This window comes from Kribbella sp. NBC_00482 (assembly GCF_036013725.1).
Lineage (GTDB): Bacteria > Actinomycetota > Actinomycetes > Propionibacteriales > Kribbellaceae > Kribbella.
Map to the genome: position 1 here is coordinate 6,677,270 of NZ_CP107881.1, position 25,398 is coordinate 6,702,667.

Sequence of the window (25,398 nt, forward strand, 5' to 3'; positions counted from 1 at the left end):
GCCGCTCAGCTCGGCGACTGACCGTACTCAGCGCACTCGGGTGCCTACGAGTAGCGAGTTGTGGAGGTCCGGCAGGACCGCTTCGGCCGCGACGAGACGTGGATCGCCGAAGAACAACTCTCGCTTCGGGTCGTGTTCGCGGTACGGCGAATCGGCCGGCAGGAGGTTCACCGGCGTCACGTCGTCGTTCACGAGTCGCCCGCCGATCCGCAGCAGGTCGACGATCGCCGCGGGCTGACTTCCGCCGTCCGCGAAGAGCAGGTCGAACGGCGCCCGCTGCGCCAACTCGTCGAACGAGTCCCCGTGCACCACTTCAACCCGCGGCTCCTCCGCGAAGACCCGCCGAGCCGCAGCCACACGCGTCTCGTCCAGTTCGACCGTCACCAGACGGCAGTCGAGTGGCATCGCCGAGCAAATCGGCCGGCACGTTTAGTCGCGCAGGTACTCGGCCCGCCAGCGCAGGACGCTTGCGTCTGCCGGGCTGGGCGACTGGCTGAGCTGGATGAGCCGGAGATCCGCAGCGGCGAACGACTGAATCGTCGCGCGCGTGAGCGGCCAGGGCGGACCTTGGATGTCGTCGTCGGGCTGGTCGTCGGGCCGTGCGGCAGCGATGACCAGCAAGGTGCCTCCGGGGGCCACGAGCGACGTGACGTGCTTGACGGCCTCGGGCTGCAGTGCGATCGGGAGCGCCTGCACGGTGTAGATCTCGACGACGAGATCGAACGCGTGGTGCCAGTCGGCCGGTGGCGCCAGCAGATCGGCGACGCGATAGTGCGCCTTCGAGTCCGGGTGGTTCCGGTGCGCGGTCTCGATCGCGCTGGGGGAGATGTCGAACGCGGTCGTGTCGTACCCGCGGTCCGCGATCAGCTCGGCGTCCCATCCGGTGCCCGCGCCGACGATCAGCGCCGTCTTGTCCGCACCGTCCGGCGCGGACTCCTGGACCCACTCGAGCAGCAATTGGTGCGCCGTACCGCGATCCCACGGGACGACCGCGGAGCCCTCGGCTGCGGCGGCGTACAGGTTCTCGAACCAGCCGGTCGGGTCGTCCCGGTCGAGCGACTCGCGCGCGATCCGCCGCGACACGACATCCGGGTCCTCACTCATCGCCCACACTCTCTTCTGCGGTACCGGGTCCGAGGTGAATCTCGCGCACCGTCTGCACGGTATCAACGTCGGTAGGCCGCTTGTCCTCGCGATACCGGATCACGCGGGCGAACCGCAGCGCCATCCCGGCCGGATACCGCGGAGAGGTCTGTACGCCGTCGAACGCGATCTCCACGACCACCTCCGGCCGGAGGTAAACGGCCCAGTCGTCGCGCCGTACGGCGAGCTCCTGGAACCGCTCGGTCTGCCACCGCAGCAGCTCGTCCGTGAGCCCCTTGAACGTCTTCCCGAGCATCACGAACTCGCCGGTCTCCGCGTCCCGCGCGCCCAGATGCAGGTTCGACAACCAGCCCGTCCGCCGCCCGTGACCCCACTCCGCCGCCAGCACGAGCAGGTCGAGCGTGTGCGTCTGTTTGACCTTGACCCATCCGGAACCGCGCCGGCCGGCCTCGTACGGCACGGTCAGCGACTTCACCACCACACCCTCGTGTCCGCGGCGCACCGCCTCCGCGAAGAACGCCTGACCGGCCTCCGCGTCATCGGTCACGAGCCGCGGCACACGCCGCTCCTCGGGCACGAGCTTCGCCAGCCAATCCTGTCGCGTCGCCCCGTCGAGCCCGAGCAGATCCTCACCGTCCTGATGCAGGATGTCGAAGAAGTACGGCGTGAGCGGCACCGATTCCGGCCCCGTCGCAGCCCGGGTCGCCGTCCGCGACCCCGTCACCTGGAACGGCTCCGGCCGGCCATCGGACCGCAACGCGATGAGCTCGCCGTCGAGCACGACCTGCTGCGCATCAAGCGCGAGCACGGCGGCCACCACCTCAGGCACCCGCGTAGTGATGTCGTCGAGCGTCCGCGTGTAGACGACGACCTTCTCGCCGTCCCGGTGCGCCTGAATCCGGATCCCGTCCAGCTTCCACTCGAGCGCGGCCGGCGTACCTGTCTTCTCCAACGCCTCCGCCACACTCGTCGCCGACTGCGCGAGCATCGGCTGCACCCCGCGACCGACTTCGAGCCCGAACTGCGCGAGCCCAGCCTCGCCCTCGGTCAGTACGGCGACCGCGACCGGAGCAGCCGCCCCGCGCAACATCGCCGCAGCCCGAATCTTGTCCAGCGGAATGCCCGTCGCGCGCGCAACCGCATCCGCCATCACGCCGTCGAGCGCGCCCTGTCGTAGCTCACCACCGACGAGCAATCGCAGGAACTGCTGCTCGTCCGCTGTCGCCCGCCCGAACAACCCGTCCACGGCCGCCCGTCGGCGAGCCTGGACGCCGGTGCCCGACATCTCCGCCAGCTCCGCGAACGTGGCGTCGACCTCCTCGACCGTCAACGCCGGCTCAGCGGCGGGATCCGGTGCGTCCATCAGCGTCCGCCAGCCCACCCCGGTACGCCGCTGCCGCAGCTCGCCCGACAGGTACGTCACGACGATCTCGATCTCGGCGGGTTCGGTGGCCTTGGACAACAAGCCGGCGATGAACTCGGCCTTCTTCAGCCGCGACCGGGTCCCGGCCAGCGCGGCCGACGTCTCGACCACCTCGGTGAGCAACATGTCCCAAGTGTCACTCAACCCGCCGACAGTTCTCAGGGTGCCGGCGGGAGGTCGTCCAGGAAGGCTGCGGGTGGGGTGAAGAACAGGCAACCGGTGACCGCGGTGGAGAAGTCGAGGAGCCGGTCGTGGTTGCCCTCGGGTACCCCGATGAACATCCGCCGGAGCATCAGCTCGGTCACCGCCGGCGTCTTGGCGTACCCGATGAAGTAGGTGCCGAAGTCCTGCGTGCCGATGGTGCCGAACGGCATGTTGTCGCGCAGGATCTGCAGTTCGTTGCCGTCGTCGTCCTCGATCACGTTCAGCACGATGTGCGCGTTGCCGGGCTTCTTGGCGTCGTCGAGCTCGATGTCGTCGAGCTTGGTCCGGCCGACGGCGAGCTCCTGCTGCTCGACGGTCAGCGTGTTCCAGGCCTTCAGGTCGTGCAGGTACTTCTGCACGATCACGTAGCTCCCGCCGCGGAAGTCCGGGTCCTCGCCGCCGATCAGGACAGCGGCGTGCGCCTCGCTGCCGGTCGGGTTCTCGGTACCGTCGACGAAGCCGAGCAGGTCGCGCATCTCGAAGTACTTGAAGCCGTGCACCTCGTCGACGACCGTCGCCGCGCCGTCGAGCACGTTCATGATCTGGCCGGCCAGCTCGAAGCACTGATCCTGGTGCGCGGCCCGGATGTGGAAGAGCAGATCGCCCGGCGTCGACGGCGCGTGGTGCGTGGCGCCCTTGAGTTCGACGAACGGGTGCAGCTCGGCCGGGCGCGGACCGCCGAACAGACGGTCCCAGACCTCCGAGCCGATGCTGGTGACACAGGAGAGATTGCCGGCCGGTACACGGAACCCGACCGAACGCACGAGACCGCTCAGCCGCTCCAGCAGGTCCCGGGTCCGGTCCTCGCCGCCCGGCTCCACCTGGACGACCAGAAAGATGGCGGAACCGCTCAACGGCATCAGCACGGACTGGGGCAGCGCGTCGGTCTGCCGGTTCTCCCCGAGCGTCGGTTCAGTAACCACCGTGTTCTCCCTCCGTCCAGTTGGTCCGATCTTCTAGAGTCCAGTCATGGACCCGCAGCAGCCCGGACCGTCTCCGCACCCGGGCCCATACTCCCAGCCGGGACAGCCACCGCCACCGCCGCCCCACACCGGCCCATATCCGCAGCACCCGCAGCAATACCCGCCGCCTTACCAGCAGCAGTACGGCGCCTACCCGCCTGTGTACGCGAACCGCGAGCCGCGAACAGTCCCGGCACCCGCAGGTACGCCGTACCACCGGCTGGCCCGTACGCCGAAGCACGCCTGGTGGCGGCCCTTCGTCGGATCTCTCCTGCTGGGCCTCTTCGCGTTCGTCCTGACGTCGCTGATCGTGGTCGTCTGGGTGATCGCGCACCGGACCCTGGCCGGACCGCTGCCGGAGCCGAGCGGCACGGACATCTTCCCGAGCGACACCGAGAACCTCGCCGTGACGCTGGTGATGCTCGGCGTCCTGACCCCGCTCGTCGGCCTGGTCGCGTGGATGGTCCAGCGCCGGCCGTTCTGGAGCGTCGCCTCGGTGCTGAACAGGATCCGCTGGCGCTGGCTGCTGTGGTGCTGCCTGCCGGCGGTCGGCTATATCGCGCTCTCGTTCGCGATGGGTGTACTGGTCGACGCGGTGTCTCCCGCCGACGAGTCGATCGGGACCGCCGGAGGAGACTGGATCGGCTTCAGTGCGTTCGTCGTACCGGCGCTGGTGATTCTGTTCCTGGTGCCGTTCCAGTCGGCGGCCGAGGAGTTCGTGTTCCGCGGCTGGCTGATCCAGGCCGTCGGCGCCTACGGGCCGGACGACCCGAACGGGCGGGCGCGCTGGTTGCGGAGGCTCTTCCGCTCGCCCTGGCCCGGCATCGTCGTGGGCGGCGTGGCGTTCGCGTCTGCCCACGGGTACATCGGCTGGGCGATGGCGGACATCTTCATGTTCGCGGTGGTGGTCGGCTGGCTGACGGTCCGGACCGGGGGACTGGAGGCCGCGATCGCCCTGCACGTCCTGAACAACCTGATCGCCTTCCTGTTGCCCGCGGCAACGGGTCGCGGCGACCAGTGGAACGTACAGGGAGATGCCCCGTGGACGCTGTTCGTCGCGGACATTCCCTGCCTGGCGTTCTACGCGATCGCGGTGACCTGGCTGGCCCGCAGGCAGGAGATCCGCCGGCTGAGCTGAAAAGCAGGCGAGAACTGTCGGTCGGCTCTGGCAGGCTTTGCCGGGTGACGAACGCGAAGATCGAAGCCGTCCTGTTCGACTGGGGCGGCACGCTGGCAACCTGGCACGACATCTCTCTGCACGAGACGTGGCGGGCCGTGTCCGTGCTGCTCGACGAGGACAACGCCGAAGAGTTGGCGGCCCGGCTGGTCGCGGCCGAGGGCTCCGTGTGGCGGCGTTCACGCGACGAGCACCGAAGCAGCACCCTCGAGGAGGTGTGCTCGCTGGCCGAGGTGGTGATGACGCCCGCGGCGCTGGCGGAGTACGAGCGGCAGTGGGACCCGCACACGGAGCTGGAGCCGGACGCGGTCGACACCCTGCAGGCGCTCCGCAACCGCGGTCTCAAGGTCGGCGTCCTGTCGAACACGATCTGGCCGCGGCGGCGGCACGAGGAGGTCTTCGCGCGCGACGGCGTACTGGACCTGCTCGACGGAGCGGTCTACACCAGCGAGATCCCGCACACCAAGCCGCACCCGGAGGCGTTCCTGGCCGCGATGCGGGCGGTCGGGGTGTCCGAGCCGTCCCGGTGCCTGTTCGTCGGCGACAGGTTGTTCGACGACGTCTGGGGCGCGCAGAACGTCGGGATGCGCGCGGCGCACCTGCCGCACAGCGCGATCCCGACCGAGCAGATCGGGCACACGGAAGGTACGCCGGACGCGACCGTCCAGCGCCTGTCCGAGCTGATCCCGCTGATCGACTCCTGGAACGAAGCAGCCGCCTAAGAGGCCCCGCGGCACCTCTAACGTCACGTGCGCGACGCGCTACGGCTAGCGACCGGTCACCAGATCTGGTTAACGTCCAACCTCCTTGCAAACCGCCCTTGGAGGTTTTTGACATGTTCACCACGCGCCGTCGGCTCGCCGCGCTCGTCGCGGCGGCCGTCGCCGGCCTGACGCTCAGCAGCGGTGTGTCACAAGCCGCGCCAACCTCAGCCGAGGCAACAGCCGCTGGTCCACTGCACGTGATGTCGTACAACCTGAGGTACGCCAGCGACACCCCGCCGAACACCTGGGCGGACCGGCGTCCGGTGATGCGGGAGCAGTTGCGGCAGGCCCGCCCGCAGCTCATCGGCACCCAGGAGGGCCTGTACTCCCAGCTCCAGGACATCTCCTCCGACCTCGGCCCGGCGTACGACTCGATCGGCCTGGGGCGGGAGGGCGGCAGCAAGGGGGAGTTCATGATGATCTTCTTCGACCAGCGCCGCCTGCAGCCGCTCGAGTACGACCACTTCTGGCTGTCGGACACCCCGGACGTGATCGGCTCCCAGACCTGGGGCGGCTGCTGCCCGCGGATGGTGACGTGGGTGCGCTTCAAGGACAAGGCGACGTCGAAGGAGTTCTACGCGGTCAACACACACCTGGAGGCGTACGACGCGACGGCCCGCTCGAAGTCCGCCGACCTGATCCTGCAGCGGATCGCCGGCTTCGACCCCGCGCTGCCGGTGATCCTCACCGCGGACTACAACGAGGCCGCCAAGCCGGGGCTGACCGTGTACGACAAGCTCGTGACGAGCGGGAAGTTCGCCGACAGTTGGGTGACGGCCGAGCGCCGCAGCGCCCTGTACGCGACGTTCCACGGGTACAAGCCGCTGACACCGAACGGGGACCGGATCGACTGGATCCTCACCACTCCGGGGCTGCGTGTCTCGAAGGCGAACATCAACACCTTCAGCAAGGACGGGCAGTTCCCGAGTGACCACCTTGCGGTGGAGTCGTGGATCCACTGGGGCTGACCTTTGGCTGACAACCGAAAGGACCCCCGAGCCAGATCGTGGCTCGGGGGTCCTGAGGGGTTTCGGGGTGGGTGTTACGCGGCCAGCGTCGGGTCTGCCATCAGGCGGAGGCGACCCAGTGCCTCGCGCTCGATCTGGCGGACCCGCTCGGCGGAGATGCCGTGCACCGCGCCGATGTCGGCCAACTTGGCCTGGCGGCCGTCGTGCAGACCGTAGCGGCGCCGGATCACGTCCGCGGACCGCGGGTCGAGCTGGTCGACCAGACTGAACAGTCCCGAACGGTCCGACGCGTCGGCGACCAGCTGGTCCGGACCCGGCGCGGTCTCGGCCGCGATCAGGTCACCCAGCGAGGTCTCACCCTCGTCGTCGACCGGGCTGTTCAGGCTGATGTGGTCCCGGCCGATACGGATCAGTTCCGTGACCCGCTCCGGATCCAGGTTCAGCTCGGCTGCGATCTCGTCGATCTCCGGCTCCCGCCCGAGCTTGCGCTCCAGTGTGCGCCGTGCCGACCCGATCTGGTTCAGCTGCTCCACCACGTGCACCGGCAGCCGGACCACCCGGGCCTGCTGCGCGATACCGCGGGTGATGGCCTGCCGCACCCACCAGGTCGCGTACGTCGAGAACTTGAAACCCTTTCGGTAGTCGAACTTCTCCACCGCGCGGATGAGTCCCGTGTTGCCTTCCTGGACCAGGTCCAGCAAGGGCATCTGGGAACGTCCGTAGCGGCGAGCGATCGACACCACGAGCCGGAGGTTCGCGGTCACGAACCGCTGCTGCGCGCGCTGGCCCTCTTCGGCCAGCCACTCCAGCTCCTCCTCCGTGGCATATTTGGGCGCTCCGCCCTTCTTACGTCCAACCCGCCCCTCGGCCAGCAGTTGCTCCGCAAGGAGTCCTGCTTCGACCGTCTCAGCGAGCTCGACTTCTTCCTCAGCTGTCAGCAAAGGAGTGCGAGCGATCTCCTCGAGGTAGAGACCGACGCTGTCCTTGCCGTCGATACCGTCGTCCGTGGACCGGACACGAGCCATGCGAGCCACCGAAACTCCCTTCGTCGTTACATGGAGAGCAACGCTCGAGTAGGGTTCAAGATTCCAGGACGAGTGTGTAAACACCCTGAACGTTCCCTGAGAGTTCCTGGCAGCGAAATCGCGCTGGAAACCGGTGTCCCTCAGGCTGACGGGACTATTCGGCACAACACGCGCTGCGGAAGCTGAGAATTCGTCCAGAATCACTGTGTTCCGGTGCCCCCGGATGTGTTGCACAACACACGCCCGGGGGCGGAAATTCCCTCTTGGTCGGCTCTGGGTCAGCTCAGCCCGAGGGTGTCGAGCTCCCACGACAGCGAAAAGGCGACCTCGCGCCAGGCGTCGTACCGCCCGCTGCGACCGCCGTGCCCGGCGTCCATCTCGGTCTTGAGCAGTACGTCGGTGTCCCCGCTCGCGGTCGCCCGGAGTTTCGCCACCCACTTCGCCGGCTCGACGAAGAACACCCGGGTGTCGTTCAGGCTGGTGATCGCGAGGATGCGCGGATAGTGCTGCGCGGTGACGTTTTCGTACGGCGAGTAGGACTTCATGTACTCGTAGACCGCGGGGTCTTCGAGCGGATTGCCCCATTCCTCCCACTCGATCACCGTGAGCGGCAGCGACGGGTCCAGAATCGTCGTCAACGCGTCCACGAACGGCACTTCCGCGACGATTCCGCCGAATGCCTGCGGGGCCAGGTTCGCGACCGCGCCCATCAGCAGTCCGCCGGCGCTGCCGCCCTGGGCGACGATCCGTTCCGGCCTGGTCCAGCCGGCCTGCACCAGGTGTTCCGCGGCCGCCACGAAATCCGTGAACGTGTTCCGCTTGGTGAGCGTCTTGCCGTCGTCGTACCAGTGCCGGCCGAGCTCGCCGCCGCCGCGGATGTGCGCGATCGCGAACACCACGCCGCGGTCGAGCAGCGAGAGCCGCGGGATCGAGAACCACGGGTCGACGGACGTCTCGTACGAGCCGTACCCGTACAGCACGACCGGCGCGTTCCCGTCCTTCGCGACGTCCTTGCGTGCGACCATCGAGATCGGCACCTTCGTACCGTCCGGAGCCGTCGCCCACTCGCGGTACTGCGTATACGCGGTGAGGTCCACGTCACCGAGGACGGGCTGCTGCTTGAGCAGTCGCCGCTCGCCGGTCGCGACGTCCACGTCGTACGTCGAACCCGGGGTGACGAGGGAGGTGTAGCCGAACCGGTACCGGGTGTCGTGCCACTCGTCGTTGCGGCCGGGCGACACGGTGTAGATCGGCTCGTCGAACTCCAGTACTTCGGGATCGCCGAAACCGTCGTTGGTACGTCGCATGATCGCGAGCTCGGTGAGCGCGTTGCGGCGCCGGTACAGGATGACGTGGTCGGCGAACGCGTCCGCGCCGAGCAGGCGGCTGGTCTCGTCGCCCTCGATCAAGGCCGTCCAGTCGCCGGGGGAGTCGAGTGGCGCGGAGGCCAGCGAGAAGTTGGCGGCGTCGGCGTTGTGCGTGATCAGGAGCTGGTCGCCGGCGTGCTCGACGTCGTACTCGACGCCTTCGCGGCGGGCCGCGACCACGACCGGGTCACCCGTCGGGTTCTGGGCGTCGAGCAGCCAGACCTCACTGGTGAGCTTGCTGCCGAGCGCGATCATGATCGCCTGCTCGTTGCGCGTCAGGTCGACGCCGACCCAGAACCGCTCGTCCGGTTCTTCCATCACCAGCACGTCATCGGCCGCGCCGAGGGTGTGCCGCCAGACCTGGTACGGGCGCCAGGCGTCGTCGACCTTGGTGTAGAAGATCGTCGATCCGTCGGCGGACCAGGCCGAGCCGTAGTGCACCTCGGGCAGCTCGTCCGGCAGCAGCTCGCCGGTGTCGAGGTCCTTGATCCGCAGCGTGAACCGCTCGTCGCCCTTGAGGTCGACGGAGTACGCCAGCAGGCGCCCGTCGGGGGACACGTCGACCGTGCCGAGCGAGAAGAACTCGGAGTCGCCGGCCACCTCGTTGCCGTCGAGCATGACCTCTTCGCCCGCGATCTCGCCGTCGGTGGCCGGTGGCTGGTCGCCGTCCACCTTGACCCGGCAGTGCAGCGAGTACTGCCGGCCCTCGATCGTGCGCGAGTAGTACCAGTACCCGCCGCGCCTGGCCGGAACGCTCAGGTCGGTCTGCAGCGTCCGGTCCGAGATCTCCTTGAAGATTGCCTCACGCAACGATTCCAGGTGCGCCGTCCGGGCCTCGGTGTACGTGTTCTCGGCCCGCAGGTACCCCAGCACCTCGTCATCGCTCTTGTCGCGCAACCACTCGTACTCGTCGACGAACACATCACCGTGATGCACCCGCTCAACCGGCTTCCGCGCAGCGACCGGCGGCGTCACAGAAGAAGAAATCTCAGACATGCCGCGAGACTACCCGCGTCACCGCGGACAGCGCGGCCGCCACTGCCTGCCGCGACTCTTCGGTGTGGTCGAGTACGTCGAATCCGTGCCGGCCATCCGGTACTTCGATCACCTCGAGGTCGGCGCCAGCCGCCCGGGCAGCTTCGATGAACGGCGGCTGGGTGAGCGCCACGTCCGGCAGTTCACGACCGACCAAGGTCATCACGAGCGGGAGCCCGCGCGCACCCGTGACAGCGTCGATCGGGTGGACGCCGCGGATCGTGACGAGTTCGGAGTCGCCGAGGACCGGGTAGGTCAGGGCGATGCATCTGAGCCAGTCCGGAGGACTCTGCAGGAAGCCGACGGACAGCGGCGAGCCGCCGGAGAAGAACCACAGGGCCACGCGGCTCGCGTCCACGCGCGGGTGCGCCCGGACGGCCGCGATCGCCTTCGACAGTGCGATCAGGGAGCGGTCCTCGTCGGGTAGGCCGTCGGGACTGTGGTCGACGACTGCCGCCACGGAGCCGTGGGCGGCGAGTTGAGCGGCGTACCCCTGATAGATCTGCCACGCACTCGGTAGCGGCTTGCCCTCGGCGCGGTAGGGCACTCCGTGGATCAGCAGAACAGCCGGCGCGGGTTCCGTGGTGTCAGGGAGGTTGAGCTGCAGCCCCTCGTAGGTCGTCCGGGCGACGTCGGGCGTCGGCAGGACGAAGGCAGGATCGTCAGGCATGGCCCGACTGTAGGCGCGGTCAGGGCTAGATGGTCGGGGCTAGATCTCGTACGTCGCGACGACCGGGGCGTGGTCGCTCCAGCGTTCGGCGTACGTCGGGGCTCGGTGGATGACGCAGGCGGTGGCGGACCCGGCGAGTGCGGGGGAGGCGATCTGGTAGTCGATGCGCCAGCCGGCGTCGTTGTCGAAGGCCTTGCCGCGCCAGGACCACCATGAGTACGGGCCGGGGCCTTCGCCGCCGAAGCGCCGGCCCAGGTCTACCCAGCCGGCTTCGAAGAGACGGTCCATCCAGGCGCGTTCCTCGAGCAGGAAGCCGCTCTTCTTGCGGTTCGCCTTCCAGGCCTTCAGGTCTTCCTCGCGGTGCGCGATGTTGAGGTCGCCGCACATCAGCACGTGCCGACCGTCCGCCCGCAGCTCGGTCAGCCGTGCGGTGATCGCGTCCAGGAACGCGTACTTCTCCTCCTGCCGCGGCGGGGTCTCGAACTCGCCGGTGAACACGTACGTGCTGACCGCGGTCAACGTCGTACCGTCGTCCAGCACGACGTCCGCCTCGACCCAGCGCCCGGTCCCGGCGAACCGCTCGGGTCCGATCTCGCCGCGCTCCTCCTTGATTGGCCGCCGGCTCGCGACCGCGACGCCCGCGCGTCCCTTGTGCCCGTCGATCGCCGGCTCGGCGTGCGCGATGTTCCAGTCGCCGCCGAGGAGCTCCCGCAGTACGTCGTCCGACGCGCGAACTTCCTGCATCAGCAAAAGGTCCGGGTCCGTGCTCTCCAGCCACGGCGCCATCCCGCGCCGGAAGGCGGCCCTGATCCCGTTCACATTCACCGTGGCAACCGTCAGCACCCGAGAACCCTAACGCGCAGCCTCCGACGGATCGCGCGCCGACATCCTCCGCAACGCCAGGTACCCGCCGACCGCAGGGACGAACGAGAGCACCTTTGCCCGCGGCGACGCGCCGGCCGAGGTCACGACCGTCACGATCGTCACGAGGTACGCCGTACCGTGCGTCGGACCCAGCACCGACGAGACGGGCGCCCAATGCACCGTGAGGAGGTTCGCGAACAGCAAGCACACCGTCGCAGCCTCGACGGCCGCCGCGATCTTCAGCACCTTCATCGTCAGGCCCCCGTTGTCGAACCGGGGCGGACGATCATCAGCACCACGACGACGGCCCACAGGAGGGCGAACACGCCGGTGGTCATGGACAGTGCCTTGGCCTGGGGGAGCAGCGCCGTGCGTACGTCGGGACCGGCGACGACCGCTGCCAGCACACGGGATTGTGTGGGGATGACCACGAAGGCGAGCAAGGCCGCGGCGACGAGCGTGAGGATCATCGAGATGATCAGCCAGTAGTCGCCCAGCACCCCCATCCCGCCGGCCACCGCAAGACCGAAGACGGGCACGGTCAGGCCGCCGATCGCGTAGACCCGGCTGATCCGGTGGAGGACCCCGAGTACCGCAGCGTCCGGCGCCTCCGCCAGGAGCGTCCGCCGCGCGATCGGCGGGAACATGCTCGCCGCGATCGTCACCGGACCGACGAAGATGATCGCGGCCAGGACATGGACGCTGAGCAGGAACTTGTTCATCGCACTCCCCAGAGGTCGAAAGTTTCAGCCAGACTGTAACTCAAGTATCAGTGAGACTGAAACCTGCGATGATTGCCGGATGGAAGAGCCCAGACGACCGCCAGTGAGTCCCGCGCTGTTGCTGGTGATGCTGGGTGGAGAGCTGCGCACACGGTTGGAGCGTGATCTCCGGGCAGAGGGCCTGTCACTGCGGCACTTCTCGGCGCTGGGGCATCTCGCACACCAGCCGGGGCTGTCGTACAGCGAGCTCGCCCGGAGGGACGGCATCACCACCCAAAGCATGCAGTCGACGCTCCTGCAGTTGCAGGACATGGGAGCTGTCGAGCGACTGACGGCACCTGGGCGAGGGCGGGCCGCAGACCTGAAGGTCACGGCTGCAGGCGAGCAACTGCTCGGTCGCTGCCGAGTCGTGCTGTCCGCGATCGATGCGGAGCTGACCGCGCGGCTCGGCGCGGAGGCGACCGACGGCCTGATCGGCGAGGTGCTCCAGTTGCTGACGGCGCTCGCTGCCGAGCCGTCGGAGATCACTCCGGGGTCGTCGTGAGGCTGGTTGTCGACAGGATGGCGTCCAGGGACTGCGCGCACAGATCCTCGAGGGCTTCCGGTGAGACGGTCGGATTGTCGATCCACACCAGCAGGGTCTGTTCGACGTATCCCTGCCAGCCGTGACACGCGAGCTCGACGACGGGGGTGATCTCGATACCTCGCTCGGCGACCGCCCTGATCACCCACTGGCTGAAGACACGACGCAGGTCGGAGTGCAGCGCTCTGACGTCCGGGTCTCCGGCAGCCGACATCAGCAGGGTCGCCCGGTAGAGCTGGGGAGCTTCGAGTACGGCGCGGACGAACGCGCGGATCCCGGCGCGCAGTTGTTCGGCGGGAGGCAGCGACGGGTCCGGGGCGGTGCGCAGCATGACCTCGGCCGCGGCTTCCTCGATCACGGCGTACTGGAACTTCTTCTTCGAGCCGAAGTAGTGGAACAGGAGAGCGGGGGAGACGCCGGCCTCGGCGGCGACGAGTTCGACCGTCAGCTCGCGGTGCGGGTCCGCGAGCAGCACCCGGCGCGCGGCCGCGAGGATCTGCGCGCGCCGCTCGTCGGGCCGCAGCCGGGCACCGGAGGAGATCTGGCTCATGCGGACAGTCTATTGAGTATTCGGTCAACAAGCACTTACTGTTGAGTATCCACTCAACAAGCTGGAGGTCCCCGATGCTTCCGTTGCCCGGTCAAGTCGTGCTCATCACCGGCGCCTCCCGGGGGATCGGTGCCGCAGTCGCCCGGCAGCTGGCGCAGGACGGCGCGAAGCTGGCGCTGGTCGGCCTGGAACCGGACGAGCTGAAGAAGGTCGCGGAGGACTGCGGCCCGGACGCCGGCTGGTGGGAGGCGGATGTCACCGACACCGACTCGCTGCGGACCGCGGTCGAGGCGATCGCCGAGCGCTACGGCCGGATCGACGTCGTGATGGCGAACGCCGGGATCGCCGCGCCGGGCTTCAGCCGGAGCATGGACCCGAAGGTCTGGGAGCGCGTTCTCGATGTGGACCTGATCGGCGTCTGGCGCACGGTTCACCTCACGCTGCCGTACCTGCTGGAGAGCAAGGGCTACCTGCTGCTCGTCTCGTCCCTCGCCGCGATCGTGCACATCCCGGGCCTCGCGTCGTACAACGTGTCGAAGGCCGGAGTCGAGGCGATGGGGGACACACTGCGGCCGGAGCTGAAGCACCTGGGAGTCCGGGTCGGCGTCGCGCACATGACGTTCGTCGACACCGACATGGTGCGCGGGGTCGACACGCATCCGGTGTTCGGCAAGGTCCGGACCGGGATCCCGGGTGTGAGCAAGACGTACTCGCTGGAGTTCGCGGTGGGCAAGTTCGTCGAGGGCATCAGAAAGCGCTCTCGCACCGTTCACGTGCCGGGCTGGATCGGCGCGCTGAAGGTGTTCCGTTGGGTGATCCCGCATGTCATCGAGGCCGGCTCGCGGTTCAGCGTGCCGAAGGCCGATGCGGCGGCGCTGGCCGATGTCCAGTCACGTGGCGCCGAGGCGTCCTCGCGACCGAGCGGCGCCGGCGGGCTCGCGGACGCCGAAGCTGCGCAGAAGTGAGCCCGAAGATGAGCCGCGAGTACGACGTTGTCCTCTTGGGGGCGAGCGGATTCACGGGAGCGCTCACTGCGGAATACCTGGAGAAGAACGCGCCGGACGGCCTGCGCTGGGCGGTTGCCGGACGCAACAAACAGAAGCTCGAGCGGTTCGGCCGGGACATCCTGGTCGCCGACGTCACCGACGCGAACTCGCTGCGCGAACTCGCCGAGTCGACCAAGGTCGTCGCCACCACGGTCGGTCCCTACGTCCGGTACGGCGAACCGCTCGTCGCCGCCTGCGCGGAGGCCGGGACCGGGTATCTCGATCTCACCGGTGAGCAGGAGTTCCTGGACCGGATGTACGTGCGCTACCACGAACGCGCGACGCAGACCGGCGCCCGGATCATCCACGCGTGCGGGTTCGACTCGATCCCGTACGACCTAGGTGTGCAGTACACCGTCGAGCAGCTGCCGGAGAACGTGCCCATCCAGGTCGACGGGTTGATCCGCGGCGGGGGCCGGCCGTCCGGTGGCACGTTCCACACCGCGATCACCGCGTTCTCGCGCCCGAAGCAGAACCTGGAAGCGCACCGCGCGCGACGCGCGGCCGAGCCCCGTCCGACAGACCGGACGGCGCGAGCGGTGGCCGGGAAGATCCACCGTCAGCAAGGCTTCTGGGCCGTTCCGTTGCCGACCATCGATCCGCAGATCGTCGGGTACTCGGGCCGGCTGCTCGATCGCTACGGGCCGGATTTCCGGTACTCGCACTACGCCGCGGTGAAGCATCTCCCGACTGTTGCCGCAGGCATCGGTGGGGTGGGTCTGCTGATCGCGGGCGCCCAGGTTCCGCCGGTCCGGAACGCGCTGCTGAAGCGGCTCCAGCCCGGTGACGGACCGAGCGCGGAACGCCGGGCGCAGTCGTGGTTCAACGTCCGGTTCGTCGGTCGTGGCGGCGGCAAGCAGGTGATCACCGAGGTCGCGGGCCGGGACCCGGGGTACGACGAGACCGCGAAGATGCTGGGGGAGAGCGCTCTCTGTCTGGCGCTCGACGATCTGCCGGAGACCGCCGGCCAGACCACGACGGCCGCGGCCATGGGACCCGCTCTGCGCGAGCGCCTGGTGAAAGCGGGGATGACCTTTGCCACCCTCGAAGTCGACAGCTACTAGCCGAGACGGCACCACCCTCGCCGTCTACAGCTACAACAACAGCGCTGACCCGGTGCTGGTCTGCGTGCACGGGTATCCGGACAACGCGGCGCTCTGGGAGCCGGTGGCCGAGCTGCTCGCCGACGACTTTCAGGTGGTCGCGTACGACGTCCGAGGTGCCGGCGAATCCGACCATCCGACAAGCACCGCGGCGTACGCACTCGATCGCCTGCAAGAGGACTTCCAGGCGGTCATCGACCAGGTGTCACCCGACCGGCCGGTGCACGTGCTGGCCCATGACTGGGGCTCCATCCAGGCCTGGCACTTCGTGACTGCCCCGGACCTGCAACCCCGGATCGCGTCCTTCACCTCGATCTCCGGGCCGTCGCTCGATCACGCCGGTTACTTCCTCAGAAAGCGCTCTCTCGCAGCGCTCAGGCAGTTGCTGCACTCGTGGTACATCTTCTACTTCCACCTCCCATGGCTCCCGGAGCTCGGCTGGCGCAAAGGCTGGGCGCACGGCGCGTTCAACCGCCTGGAGCAGCAGCAGCCCGACGACAACCGCTCTCTCGGCGACTACGTGAACGGCATCAAGCTGTACCGCGCGAACGTCATCCCGCGGCTCCTCCGGCCCGCACAGCGGCGTACCGACGTACCTGTGCTGGCGGTCTCACCGGACGCCGACCCGTTCGTCACCACCCCGCTGCAGACCGACGTTGCGCGCTGGGCCCCGAACCTCACGGTCAAGGTGATCAGGGGCGGCCACTGGATGCCCCGGAACGATCCCGGACTTGTCGCGCAACTGGTGCAGGAACACACCGGCCAGGTGGCACGCTAGGAGACATGAAGACGCTCCTCAACCTGATCTGGCTGATCCTGGCCGGGTTCTGGCTGGCGGTCGGTTACGCGGTCGCCGGAATCATCTGTTGCGTGCTGATCGTCACGATCCCGTTCGGGATCGCGTCGTTCCGGATCGCGGCGTACACCCTGTGGCCGTTCGGGCGGACCATCGTGGACAAGCGCACCGCCGGAGCGGGCGCGCTGCTCGGCAACCTGATCTGGATCGTCGTCGCGGGCTGGTGGCTGGCACTCGGCCACCTGACGACCGGCATCGCGCTGTGCCTGACGGTGATCGGCATCCCGCTCGGGGTCGCGAACTTCAAGCTGATCCCGGTCTCGCTGGTGCCGCTCGGCAAGCACATCGTGCCGACGGATCGACCGTTCGTGTGAGGTCGCTGACCGTCCTCGGTTCCTGCGGCGCCTGGCCGGAGGCCGGGCGTGCCTGCGCCGGATTCCTGCTCGAGTACGACGGTTTCCGGGTCGTCCTGGATCTCGGGTACGCCGCCCTGCCGCGACTGCTCGAACATTGCCCGAAGGGCGAGGTCGACGCGGTCGTCGTCACCCACCAGCACCCGGACCACTGCGTCGACGTGAGTGGTCTCGCCCGTGTACGACACTACGAGGCGCCCGACGCGCCACCGCTCCCGCTGCACTGTGCACCCGGCGTCCTCGACGTACTACGAGCACTCGAGCCGCACCCGGATCCGGCCGACGTCTTCGCGGTCCACGACTTGGCGTCGACAACGCGGATCGGGCCGTTCGAGGTGCTGACGGTGGAACTCCCGCATTACAAGACGAATCTCGGCGTACGACTCAGCGCGCCAGGGGTGTCGATCGCGTACACGGGAGACAGCGGCCCCTCGCCCGACCTGGCGCGATTGGCTGACGGAACAGATCTCTTCATCTCGGATGCCACACTCCAAGGCCCGTCACCACAGACCCAGCCCCGCTACGTGATGACTGCGACGGAAGCAGCCGTGGGCGCTAGGGGAGCATCGAGGCTGTTGCTCACGCACTTCTGGCCGGGATCGGACCGATCGGTGTCCGTGGCAGAGGCCAAGCGAGTCTTCGCGGGCGAAGTGATCGTCGCGGAGGAAGGCCTCGGCATCGAGCTCTAGCGAGGACGGTTGGCGGCGTACTCGGCGAACCGTCCGAGGACGTAGGGCCAGACCTCCTCGAAGTTCTTCCGGTATCCGTCGCCGGCTGCCCCGTGCCGCTCCCAGCCACGATGAACGACGCGGACCGTTGAGTCGTCGAAGGTGACCTCGACCTCGGTCGCGTCCTCGGCACGGGGCACCGGCACCCGGTCTGGACCGATCTGCCAGCTGAAGACGAGCCGTCGACCTGGTTCCCAGGTCAGCACCCGGCCCCAGTCCCACTGCATACTGTGCGGTCCGAGCTCGTAGAGCACGCCGTCGAGCAGGCCCATGTCGGTGAGTCCGTCGGCGCCCGACCACGAGAACTCCGGCGGCCACCATCGACCGAACTCGTCGGTGAAGAGCTCGAAGGCGACATCGGGCGGAACCGTCAGGTCGGCCACGGCGGTGAGTTCGCGCACGGACACAGCTTAGTTCTGCTGTTCGGCCGCGACGACTTTCCGGACGTTCGCCAGGTCGCCGCAACCGGACTCGATCAGCCGGGCGCGCTCCTCGGCGAACACGTCACCGAGCTTGCGGCGGACACCTTCGTCGACGTCCGTCCGCGCCGGGTTCAGGACGTCTCGCTCCTCCTCGTCGAGGTGGTGCGTGAGCGCCTCGGACAGCTCGTGCAGCTTCTCGCTGAACTCTTCGCTGCCGGTGTCGTCGACCTCCATCAGGGCGAGCAGCGCGTCATTGCCCTCGGCATGCTCGTGTTCGGAGTGCTCGACCTCGTCGGCGTCGATCGCGTCCTGGTGCCGCAGCGCCGGGTAGACCTTGGACTCCTCGGCCTCGGCGTGCGCGATCAGGACGGTGGCGAGGTCGGCGAGCACCGCCGCACGATCGCTGCGCACGTCACGCAGCTCGCGCAGCGCCTCTTCGAACCACCTGTGGTCGGCGAGGATGATCTCGACCACGTCACCACCCGCCGCCGGAAGGATCTTCGGCATCCGTGTCTCCTCTCTCGGATGCCTGCCGGTACCCGGATACTCTGCGGTCATGCCGACAGCCCTCATTCGCCGCCCGAGCCAGCGGCTCGCCGAAGGTCTCGTCACGCACATCGAGCGCCGGCCGGTGGACCTCGGCCTGGCCTTCGAGCAATGGCAGCGGTACGTCGACGCGCTCCACGACACCGGCTGGGGCACAGTCGAAGTACCGCCGATCGACGAGTGCCCCGACGGCGTGTTCATCGAGGACACGATGGTCGTGTACGGCGACCTCGCGGTGATCGCGCGGGCCGGCGCGGACGAGCGACGCGCGGAGGCGACGGCGGCCGAGGCGACCGTCGCGGAGCAGGGGTACCGGATCGCACGGATCGACGAGCCCGGGACCCTCGACGGCGGCGACGTCCTGAAGATTGGCTCGACGATCTACGTCGGGCAGGGCGGCCGGACGAACGCGGCCGGGATCCAGCAACTGCGTGAGGCGTTCGCACCACTCGGCGCGGAGGTCCGCGCGGTCCCGGTGCAGAAGGTCCTGCACCTGAAGTCCGCCGTCACCGCACTGCCCGACGGAACGGTCGTCGGGTACGAGCCGCTCGTCGACAACCCGGCAGCGTTCGACGCGTTCCGTGCGGTGCCTGAGGAAGCGGGCGCACACGTCGTACTGCTGGACGACGACAGGCTGCTGATGGCGGCGTCGGCGCCGAAGTCGAAGCAGTTGTTCGAGGGCCTGGGTTATCGGCCGATCGTGGTCGACATCAGCGAGTTCGAGAAGCTCGAGGGTTGTGTCACGTGCTTGTCGGTGCGTCTGCGCCGCTGAGCAACCGTCGCGCGGCTGCGACGAGCTGCACGTCGCGCTTCTTCCCGCGCGCGTCGGCGACCCCGCACGCCTCCACCAGCGCTTTGCGGTAGATCGCCGTGTCCGGATGACCAAGCGGTGCGTCCCGGACGACCTGGGTCAGCGCCTCGACCGACTCCGCGATGTCGCCGCACGCGAGCAGCGCCTTCCCGAGTGCTGCCCGATCGCGCAACAACTGCGCATCGTCGTCCACAACCCCGTCCGCCGCGACGATGTCCGCGAGCAGCTGAGCCTCCGACCGCGGACCACCGACCATCAGTCGTGCACCGGTGATCGCCTCGGTCGCCGCCCGCGTCAGCTCGTGATGCGGCCCGAACACCTCAACCAGCTGCGGCGTCACCAGCTCGAACCACGCGATTGCCCGCCCGTAGTTCGCGGTCGCGAGCAGGCCCTGGGCCACCCGCAACCGGACCCGCAACGTCGCCGGGTCGTCGGCCGCGAGCACCTTCTCCCGCTCGGCCAGCGCCGACTGGTAGAACGGCAGCGCCTGCCCCGGCTCGCGCTCGTCCCAGTACGCCTCGGCCTGCTTGTACGCCGGTGCGCCCTCGAGCTCCGGATGATTCACGATCGCCGACACCGGTTCGCGCCGTACGACGGCCGGAGCCGGTACGTCGACCACCTTGCGGCCGACGTACGTGCGCCCGCCGGTCGGGATGATCCGGAAGCGTCCGACCTTGGACACCGGCACCCACAGCACCGTGTTGTAGAGCGTCCGCACCGACGACCCGCAGTTCTCGCACACTTCCCGGTGCCCGTAGAACCGGCCACCCGTCGGCCCCGCTACCTCGGCCGAGCGCCAGACCTCGGACGTCGCCGTGCACGAAGCACAGAACGGGTACACCCCCCGCCGTTCCTCATTCATCCGAGACATTGTGCTCAGTTTCGGGTTCTTCGTCTGCATCCGCACCGGTGTGCTGCACTTTTGTCAGCGCCGGATCGTCGACGGAGAACGTCCGGACCGGGCCCGGTGGGGTGTCCGCGGTCTCGAACCGGACCGTGACGCGACCGCGTCCCGAGCCCCAGACCCAGCCGCGGCCGTGGTCCGGGTGCGCGACGTCCTGCCCGGGATGGAACCCGATCTGGTCGCGCGGCCTGGCCGGCAGCTCGACCACCTCGACCGGATTCTCGGCGTGCTCCCCTTCGGTGAACAGATCGTCCTGGATCCAGTCGGCGAGTGACGAGACGCCTACACCGAGCAATCGAATCCCGCCGCCAATGTCGCTCTCCTCGAGCAGCCGGCGTGCGACGCGGGCGACCACCCGCGCGTCGTCGGTCGGTCCGGCCAACGTCGACGAGCGGGTGTGCGTGGTGAAGTCGTGCATCCGCGTCTTGACCGTCACGGTCCGGCCGGACAGCTGCGCCTTCTGCAGGCGCTCGGCGACACGATGCGCCATCCGGTCGCTGATCGCGGTCAGCAGCGCGCGGTCGATGATGTCGGTCTCGAACGTGTCCTCGACGCTGACCGACTTGGTCTCCCGATCGCTCACGACCGGCCGGTCGTCGGCCGCCACCGCGAGCCGGTGCAGGCTGGAGCCGTGCGCGGACCCGACCTGGCGGATCAACTCGTCCTCGTTGAGCTGCTGCAGATCCGCGACGGTGCGGACGCCGGCCATGCTGAGCCGCTGCGCGGTCGCTGGGCCGACTCCCGGGATCACCGTGACCTGCATCGGCGCGAGGAACTCGGCCTCGGTGCCGGCCGGTACGACGACCACGCCGTTGGGCTTGTCGAGATCGCTGGCGATCTTCGCGATCAGCTTCGACGTACCCGCACCGACCGACGCGGTCAGCCCGCCGGACACCTTGTGGATGGCAGCCTTCAGATCGTCGGCGATCGCCTGCACGTCCTCGACCGTCAGCCCGGTCAGCCCACTCGCCGCCAGATCGATGAACGCCTCGTCCAGCGACAGCGGCTCGACCAACGGCGACAGTGCCCGCATCTCCGCCATCACGGCCCGGCTGCTCTGCCGGTAGACCTCGAAGCGCGGACCCAGGTACGCCGCGTGCGGGCAACGGGAGCGCGCCTCGGCGGTCGACATCGCCGAGCGCACGCCGTACTTGCGTGCCTCGTACGACGCGGTGGACACGACCCCGCGCACGCCGATGCCGCCGACAACCACGGGCTTGCCCCGCAGCGACGGCTTGTCCCGCTGCTCGACCGCCGCGAAGAACGCGTCCAGGTCCACGTGCAGCACCGACGGATCGTCTCGCACCTGTCCAGTGTCGCTGCCACCACCGACAATTACCGGATGACCTTCCCGGACCACTGGGACGACGGCACCGATCCGTCCACTCCCGACCATCAGATCCATTGGTACGACGAACGCACGGCGATCATCCGCCAGTCACTCCGGACCAACTTCGAGGGCCCGTTCATCTACCTCCTGCTCGGTGACGAGCGTGCTCTCGTGCTCGACACCGGCACCGGGCATGTGCCGCTCCGACCGCTGATCGAGGAGCTGGCGGGGGAGCGGGAACTGGTCGTCGCGCACACCCACGGCCATGGCGACCATGTCGGCGGCGACGGCGAGTTCGACAAGCCCGTCGGCAGGCGCGCCGAGGAGGTCGCGGCGTACTTCGGGTTCGCCGACTGGCCGAACGGCGTGGTGCAGCTCGACCTCGGCGGACGGGTGCTCGACGTCCTGCCGATCCCGGGCCACCATGCGTCGCACATCGCGATCTACGACCGGGACACGCGGCTGCTCCTCAGCGGCGACTCGCTCTACCCGGGACGCCTGTACGTCTTCGACTGGCCCGCGTTCCGCGCGAGCGTCGCACGGCTCGCGGCGTTTGTTGCTGACGGCAATCCGGTCGAGTGGATCCTGGGCGCGCACATCGAGCTGACGACCAAGCCGGGGCAGGACTACGAGATGGGCGAGGACAGGCACCCGGACGAGCACGAGCTGCAGCTGCGTCCCGACGTACTGACCGAGCTCGCCGAGGTCGTCGCCGGGGCGGGGGAGGAGCCGGTGCGGATCGACCGCGACCACTTCATCGTGTTCCCGGTCTGAGTCCACCACGCGATTGAACCGCCCATCAAAGGGCACCTTCGTGCACACTGAGGCCATGTCATAGCCGGGGGAGCCACCAGGGGAGGCGCTGATGGGCGAGGAAGTCGACCGGGTCGAGTTCACCCGGGCGGACCGGACCGCGTTCCGCGAACAGGTGCACCGCAATCTGGACGCCTTCGCGCGGATGCTGCGCGAGGACCGGTTCGCGCCCGAGCGGCCGATGACCGGGATCGAGATCGAGCTGAACCTGGTCGACGAGCGGTGCGACCCGGCGATGAAGAACAGCGAGGTGCTGAGCGCGATCGAGGACGACGCGTTCCAGACCGAGCTCGGCCAGTTCAACATCGAGATCAACGTGCCGCCCGGCCAGATCGACGGACTCGGTCTGGACAACATGGAGTCGAGCATCCGGGAGAGCCTGAACGCGGCCGAGGACAAGGCCGCCCGGACCGGCTCGTCGATGGTGGTGATCGGCATCCTGCCGACGCTGCTCACCGAGCACATCCGCCGCGACGCGCTCAGCACCAACCCGCGGTACGCACTGCTCAACGACCAGATCTTCGCCGCCCGCGGCGAGGACGTGCAGATCTCCATCGACGGCGTCGAACGGCTGCAGGTCACCGCGGACAGCATCGTCCCCGAGGCCGCCTGTACGTCGACGCAGTTCCACCTCCAGGTGACACCGGAGGCGTTCCCGCGGTACTGGAACGCCGCCCAGGCGATCTCCGGCGTACAACTCGCGGTCGGTGCGAACTCGCCGTTCCTGTTCGGCAAGGAACTGCTCCGCGAGACCCGGATCGCGTTGTTCGAGCAAGCCGCCGACACGCGGACCCACGAACTGAAGACGCAAGGCGTCCGGCCGCGGGTTTGGTTCGGTGAACGATGGATCACCTCGATCTTCGACCTCTTCGAGGAGAACTCGCGGTACTACCCGGCGCTGTTGCCGGTCACCTCCGACGAGGATCCGATCGCCGTCCTGGACCGCGGTGACACGCCGGCCCTTTCGGAGTTGCGGCTGCACAACGGGACGATCTACCGCTGGAACCGGCCCGTGTACGACGTTGTCCGGGAGAAGCCGCATCTCCGCGTGGAGAATCGTGTGCTGCCGGCCGGGCCGACCGTCGTCGACACGATCGCGAACGGCGCCTTCTACTTCGGCCTGGTGCGTGCGCTGGCCGACGACGAACGGCCGATCTGGTCGCAGATGTCGTTCAGCGCCGCCGAGGAGAACTTCCACGCCGCGGCCCGCACCGGCATCGAGGCGGAGGTGTTCTGGCCGGGTGTCGGTACGGCGCGTGCGACCGAGCTGGTGCTCAGACGCCTTCTGCCGTTGGCGGTTCGCGGCCTCGACGCCTGGGGCGTGGACGTCGCCGTACGGGACCGGCTGCTCGGGATCATCGAGCAGCGCTGCCTGACGGGCCGTAACGGCGCGTCGTGGCAGGCCGAGGAGTTCCACCGCTTGTATACAAAGGGATCGCACGGCCGCAAGGACGCGTTGCGCGGGATGCTCCGCCGGTACCGCGACCACATGCACGACAACACGCCCGTGCACGAATGGCCGGTCGACTGAACCGGTTCGTACGACGGCGTACGCACGACAACGTAGGACAGCGGGTCGCGGAACCCCGGTCCTTCTGGCGGAACCCGTTCGATCTTGCCCAAGGCAACGGGATCGACGGTTTCCGGACGAGTTCGATAACGACCCGGACTACAGGGGTGGCGCATTTGGTGACAGCCCTGCAAAGGTGTGGCCACCGGAAGGTTAGGCGGGCCCGCCGCGGGTAGGACCCGGGCACCGGCAGCCCTCCGTCACCGGTACGACACAACAGGTGCAAATGCAGCGGATGCCGACTGCGGTCGGGAGCAGTATCGTTCGAGACGGGTCGACACACACCCGGAGGTGAGGCAGGGCGATGACGACCATCGTCGTGGGTTATGTGCCGAAGGCGGAAGGCCGTGCGGCTCTTCGGCGCGCAGCGGAGGAGGCAACGCTGCGAGACGCCAAGCTGGTGGTGGTGAACTCGCATCGAGGTGGGCGCAGCTTCGACAGCGACGAGGCTGCGGCGAGTGACGCCGCGTTGACGGAAGTACGGGAGCAGCTGGACTCGACCGGTGTGCCGTATGAGGTGCGGCAGTTGGTACGTGGCCTGGACCCGGCGGAGGACCTGGTGGCCGTCGCCGAGCAGGTGCACGCGGAGTTCATCGTGATCGGGCTGCGGCGCCGTTCCCCGGTCGGCAAGCTCATCCTCGGCAGCAACGCGCAGCGGGTGCTGCTCGATGCTCCGTGTCCGGTGCTGGCCGTGAAGGCCGAGCCTGAGTTGTTAGATGGGGAGGAGGACTGAGGTGACTTCGACACGCAGCAGGAAGCTGTGCCTTGCGCAGCAGCCCGACGCCGACGAGATGTTGAGCAGAGATCCGTTCGCCCTGCTGGTCGGCATGCTGCTCGACCAGCAGATTCCGATGGAGCGGGCGTTCGCCGGCCCGGTCGCGATCTCGAAGCGGATGATCGGTCCCTTCGACCCGCAGACGGTCGCGCACTACGACCCGGACGCGTTCGTCGAGGTGGTGGCCGGTCCGCCGGCCGTGCACCGCTTCCCGACCGCGATGGCGGCCCGGATCCAGACGCTGGCCAAGCACCTGGACGACCAGTACTCGGGGAACGCGTCAGGCCTGTGGTCCGACGTGAAGTCCGGGGACGATCTGCTGGCCAGGCTGTCGGCGCTGCCGGGGTTCGGTGCGCAGAAGGCGAAGATCTTCGTCGCGCTGCTCGGCAAGCAGCTGAAGGTCCGGCCGCGCGGCTGGCGCGAGGCCTCCGAGCCGTACGGCGAGGACGGCGCGTTCAAGTCGGTCGCAGACGTGATCGACGTGGCGTCGCTGGTCAGAGTGCGGCAGTTCAAGCAGGAGCAGCAGATGGTTCGGCAGCGGGTGGTGGCGCGTCCACTGCGGCAGACCCGCAACGGGTGAGACGATCGACGCCGGCGGCCCCCCTGAAATGACGTCAGCGGGGGGTCGCGCGACGCTTGGGCTTGGTTCGCGGATTACAATGGACTGTTGCCGCCGCCTGACCAGCGAGCAGCCGCGAAGAGCAGTACCCCAAGACTCAGCAA

29 protein-coding genes are annotated in these 25,398 nt (G+C 68.5%); 14 read left to right on the top strand and 15 right to left on the bottom strand.

Annotated elements, in window-relative coordinates; genetic code table 11:
- Nucleotides 1–27: 27 nt before the first annotated feature.
- From OHB24_RS32370 to OHB24_RS32385, 4 genes are read right to left on the bottom strand one after another with little or no spacing between them, the layout of a single operon-like run.
- A complete protein-coding gene (locus OHB24_RS32370) occupies nucleotides 28–384 on the bottom strand; it encodes a hypothetical protein (protein ID WP_327634666.1) in 357 nt (118 codons plus the stop codon).
- 45 nt (nucleotides 385–429) lie between these two features.
- On the bottom strand, nucleotides 430–1,104 hold the full coding sequence (locus OHB24_RS32375; protein WP_327634667.1) for a class I SAM-dependent methyltransferase: 675 nt from the start codon (nucleotides 1,102–1,104) through the stop codon (nucleotides 430–432).
- Nucleotides 1,097–2,653 (bottom strand): ATP-dependent DNA ligase, encoded by a 1,557-nt coding sequence (locus OHB24_RS32380; RefSeq protein WP_327634668.1) that lies wholly within the window; start codon nucleotides 2,651–2,653, stop codon nucleotides 1,097–1,099. The genes OHB24_RS32375 and OHB24_RS32380 overlap by 8 nt, the downstream gene beginning before the upstream one ends.
- 32 nt (nucleotides 2,654–2,685) lie before the next feature.
- A complete protein-coding gene (locus OHB24_RS32385; protein ID WP_327634669.1) occupies nucleotides 2,686–3,654 on the bottom strand; it encodes a Dyp-type peroxidase in 969 nt (322 codons plus the stop codon).
- Nucleotides 3,655–3,700: 46 nt separating this feature from the next.
- Here OHB24_RS32385 and OHB24_RS32390 point away from each other — a divergent pair, with 46 nt between their 5' ends.
- The 3 genes from OHB24_RS32390 (at nucleotide 3,701) to OHB24_RS32400 (ending at nucleotide 6,602) form a co-directional block, all read left to right on the top strand.
- Nucleotides 3,701–4,831: a CPBP family intramembrane glutamic endopeptidase gene (locus OHB24_RS32390; RefSeq protein ID WP_327634670.1), complete on the top strand. Its 1,131-nt coding sequence runs from the start codon at nucleotides 3,701–3,703 to the stop codon at nucleotides 4,829–4,831.
- A gap of 44 nt (nucleotides 4,832–4,875) precedes the next feature.
- Nucleotides 4,876–5,592, top strand: a complete 717-nt coding sequence (locus tag OHB24_RS32395; protein WP_327634671.1) for an HAD family hydrolase — start codon at nucleotides 4,876–4,878, stop codon at nucleotides 5,590–5,592.
- Nucleotides 5,593–5,705: 113 nt separating this feature from the next.
- On the top strand, nucleotides 5,706–6,602 hold the full coding sequence (locus OHB24_RS32400) for an endonuclease/exonuclease/phosphatase family protein (RefSeq protein WP_327634672.1): 897 nt from the start codon (nucleotides 5,706–5,708) through the stop codon (nucleotides 6,600–6,602).
- 74 nt (nucleotides 6,603–6,676) lie between these two features.
- Here OHB24_RS32400 and OHB24_RS32405 read toward each other — a convergent pair whose 3' ends face one another.
- The 6 genes from OHB24_RS32405 to OHB24_RS32430 form a co-directional block, all read right to left on the bottom strand.
- Nucleotides 6,677–7,636, bottom strand: a complete 960-nt coding sequence (locus OHB24_RS32405; protein ID WP_130385833.1) for a sigma-70 family RNA polymerase sigma factor — start codon at nucleotides 7,634–7,636, stop codon at nucleotides 6,677–6,679.
- Between the two features lie 269 nt (nucleotides 7,637–7,905).
- Entirely contained in the window at nucleotides 7,906–9,990 is a 2,085-nt protein-coding gene (locus OHB24_RS32410) for a S9 family peptidase (protein ID WP_327634674.1), read from the bottom strand.
- Complete coding sequence (locus OHB24_RS32415) at nucleotides 9,983–10,699, bottom strand: alpha/beta hydrolase (protein WP_327634675.1); 717 nt, start codon at nucleotides 10,697–10,699, stop codon at nucleotides 9,983–9,985. Before OHB24_RS32415 ends, OHB24_RS32410 begins: the two co-directional genes overlap by 8 nt.
- 39 nt (nucleotides 10,700–10,738) lie before the next feature.
- The gene (gene xth, locus OHB24_RS32420) at nucleotides 10,739–11,542 is read right to left on the bottom strand and encodes an exodeoxyribonuclease III (RefSeq protein ID WP_327634676.1); all 804 of its coding nucleotides are present in this window, start codon (nucleotides 11,540–11,542) and stop codon (nucleotides 10,739–10,741) included.
- A 9-nt stretch (nucleotides 11,543–11,551) separates the two neighbouring features.
- A complete protein-coding gene (locus OHB24_RS32425; RefSeq protein WP_327634677.1) occupies nucleotides 11,552–11,815 on the bottom strand; it encodes a hypothetical protein in 264 nt (87 codons plus the stop codon).
- 2 nt (nucleotides 11,816–11,817) lie between these two features.
- A complete protein-coding gene (locus OHB24_RS32430) occupies nucleotides 11,818–12,285 on the bottom strand; it encodes a hypothetical protein (protein ID WP_327634678.1) in 468 nt (155 codons plus the stop codon).
- Between the two features lie 103 nt (nucleotides 12,286–12,388).
- Here OHB24_RS32430 and OHB24_RS32435 point away from each other — a divergent pair, with 103 nt between their 5' ends.
- Entirely contained in the window at nucleotides 12,389–12,829 is a 441-nt protein-coding gene (locus tag OHB24_RS32435) for a MarR family winged helix-turn-helix transcriptional regulator (protein WP_327634679.1), read from the top strand.
- Here the strand turns inward: OHB24_RS32435 and OHB24_RS32440 are convergent.
- Nucleotides 12,810–13,418 carry a TetR/AcrR family transcriptional regulator gene (locus OHB24_RS32440; RefSeq protein WP_327634680.1) on the bottom strand — a complete coding sequence of 203 codons (609 nt, stop codon included), beginning with the start codon at nucleotides 13,416–13,418 and terminating at the stop codon, nucleotides 12,810–12,812. The two genes, OHB24_RS32435 and OHB24_RS32440, sit on opposite strands and share 20 nt — an antisense overlap.
- Before the next feature lie 74 nt (nucleotides 13,419–13,492).
- Between OHB24_RS32440 and OHB24_RS32445 the strand changes: the two genes are divergently transcribed.
- From OHB24_RS32445 to OHB24_RS32465, 5 genes are read left to right on the top strand one after another with little or no spacing between them, the layout of a single operon-like run.
- Nucleotides 13,493–14,383, top strand: a complete 891-nt coding sequence (locus tag OHB24_RS32445) for an SDR family oxidoreductase (protein WP_327634681.1) — start codon at nucleotides 13,493–13,495, stop codon at nucleotides 14,381–14,383.
- On the top strand, nucleotides 14,380–15,528 hold the full coding sequence (locus OHB24_RS32450; RefSeq protein WP_327634682.1) for a saccharopine dehydrogenase family protein: 1,149 nt from the start codon (nucleotides 14,380–14,382) through the stop codon (nucleotides 15,526–15,528). Before OHB24_RS32445 ends, OHB24_RS32450 begins: the two co-directional genes overlap by 4 nt.
- Entirely contained in the window at nucleotides 15,500–16,345 is an 846-nt protein-coding gene (locus OHB24_RS32455; RefSeq protein ID WP_327634683.1) for an alpha/beta fold hydrolase, read from the top strand. The genes OHB24_RS32450 and OHB24_RS32455 overlap by 29 nt, the downstream gene beginning before the upstream one ends.
- A 5-nt stretch (nucleotides 16,346–16,350) precedes the next feature.
- Nucleotides 16,351–16,737, top strand: coding sequence for a YccF domain-containing protein (locus tag OHB24_RS32460; protein ID WP_327634684.1), 387 nt, complete (start codon nucleotides 16,351–16,353; stop codon nucleotides 16,735–16,737).
- Entirely contained in the window at nucleotides 16,734–17,465 is a 732-nt protein-coding gene (locus OHB24_RS32465) for an MBL fold metallo-hydrolase (RefSeq protein WP_327634685.1), read from the top strand. The genes OHB24_RS32460 and OHB24_RS32465 overlap by 4 nt, the downstream gene beginning before the upstream one ends.
- Here the strand turns inward: OHB24_RS32465 and OHB24_RS32470 are convergent.
- Both OHB24_RS32470 and OHB24_RS32475 read right to left on the bottom strand, forming a co-directional pair.
- Nucleotides 17,462–17,905: an SRPBCC domain-containing protein gene (locus OHB24_RS32470; RefSeq protein ID WP_327634686.1), complete on the bottom strand. Its 444-nt coding sequence runs from the start codon at nucleotides 17,903–17,905 to the stop codon at nucleotides 17,462–17,464. The two genes, OHB24_RS32465 and OHB24_RS32470, sit on opposite strands and share 4 nt — an antisense overlap.
- A 9-nt stretch (nucleotides 17,906–17,914) precedes the next feature.
- On the bottom strand, nucleotides 17,915–18,433 hold the full coding sequence (locus OHB24_RS32475) for a hemerythrin domain-containing protein (protein WP_327634687.1): 519 nt from the start codon (nucleotides 18,431–18,433) through the stop codon (nucleotides 17,915–17,917).
- A gap of 49 nt (nucleotides 18,434–18,482) precedes the next feature.
- On the opposite strand from OHB24_RS32475, the gene ddaH reads away from it, so the two are divergent.
- A complete protein-coding gene (gene ddaH, locus OHB24_RS32480; protein WP_327634688.1) occupies nucleotides 18,483–19,244 on the top strand; it encodes a dimethylargininase in 762 nt (253 codons plus the stop codon).
- On the opposite strand, the gene OHB24_RS32485 is transcribed toward ddaH, so the two are convergent.
- Together OHB24_RS32485 and OHB24_RS32490 are read right to left on the bottom strand one after the other, a co-directional pair.
- Nucleotides 19,213–20,145, bottom strand: coding sequence for a tetratricopeptide repeat protein (locus OHB24_RS32485; RefSeq protein WP_327634689.1), 933 nt, complete (start codon nucleotides 20,143–20,145; stop codon nucleotides 19,213–19,215). The two genes, ddaH and OHB24_RS32485, sit on opposite strands and share 32 nt — an antisense overlap.
- Entirely contained in the window at nucleotides 20,138–21,493 is a 1,356-nt protein-coding gene (locus OHB24_RS32490) for a DNA polymerase IV (protein ID WP_327634690.1), read from the bottom strand. Before OHB24_RS32490 ends, OHB24_RS32485 begins: the two co-directional genes overlap by 8 nt.
- A 36-nt stretch (nucleotides 21,494–21,529) precedes the next feature.
- Between OHB24_RS32490 and OHB24_RS32495 the strand changes: the two genes are divergently transcribed.
- The 4 genes from OHB24_RS32495 (at nucleotide 21,530) to OHB24_RS32510 (ending at nucleotide 25,255) form a co-directional block, all read left to right on the top strand.
- Nucleotides 21,530–22,291, top strand: coding sequence for an MBL fold metallo-hydrolase (locus OHB24_RS32495; protein WP_327634691.1), 762 nt, complete (start codon nucleotides 21,530–21,532; stop codon nucleotides 22,289–22,291).
- 91 nt (nucleotides 22,292–22,382) lie between these two features.
- A complete protein-coding gene (locus OHB24_RS32500) occupies nucleotides 22,383–23,861 on the top strand; it encodes a glutamate--cysteine ligase (RefSeq protein ID WP_327634692.1) in 1,479 nt (492 codons plus the stop codon).
- A gap of 343 nt (nucleotides 23,862–24,204) precedes the next feature.
- Nucleotides 24,205–24,633, top strand: coding sequence for a universal stress protein (locus OHB24_RS32505; protein ID WP_327634693.1), 429 nt, complete (start codon nucleotides 24,205–24,207; stop codon nucleotides 24,631–24,633).
- A gap of 1 nt (nucleotide 24,634) precedes the next feature.
- On the top strand, nucleotides 24,635–25,255 hold the full coding sequence (locus tag OHB24_RS32510; RefSeq protein ID WP_327634694.1) for an HhH-GPD-type base excision DNA repair protein: 621 nt from the start codon (nucleotides 24,635–24,637) through the stop codon (nucleotides 25,253–25,255).
- The last annotated feature ends 143 nt before the right edge of the window (nucleotides 25,256–25,398 follow it).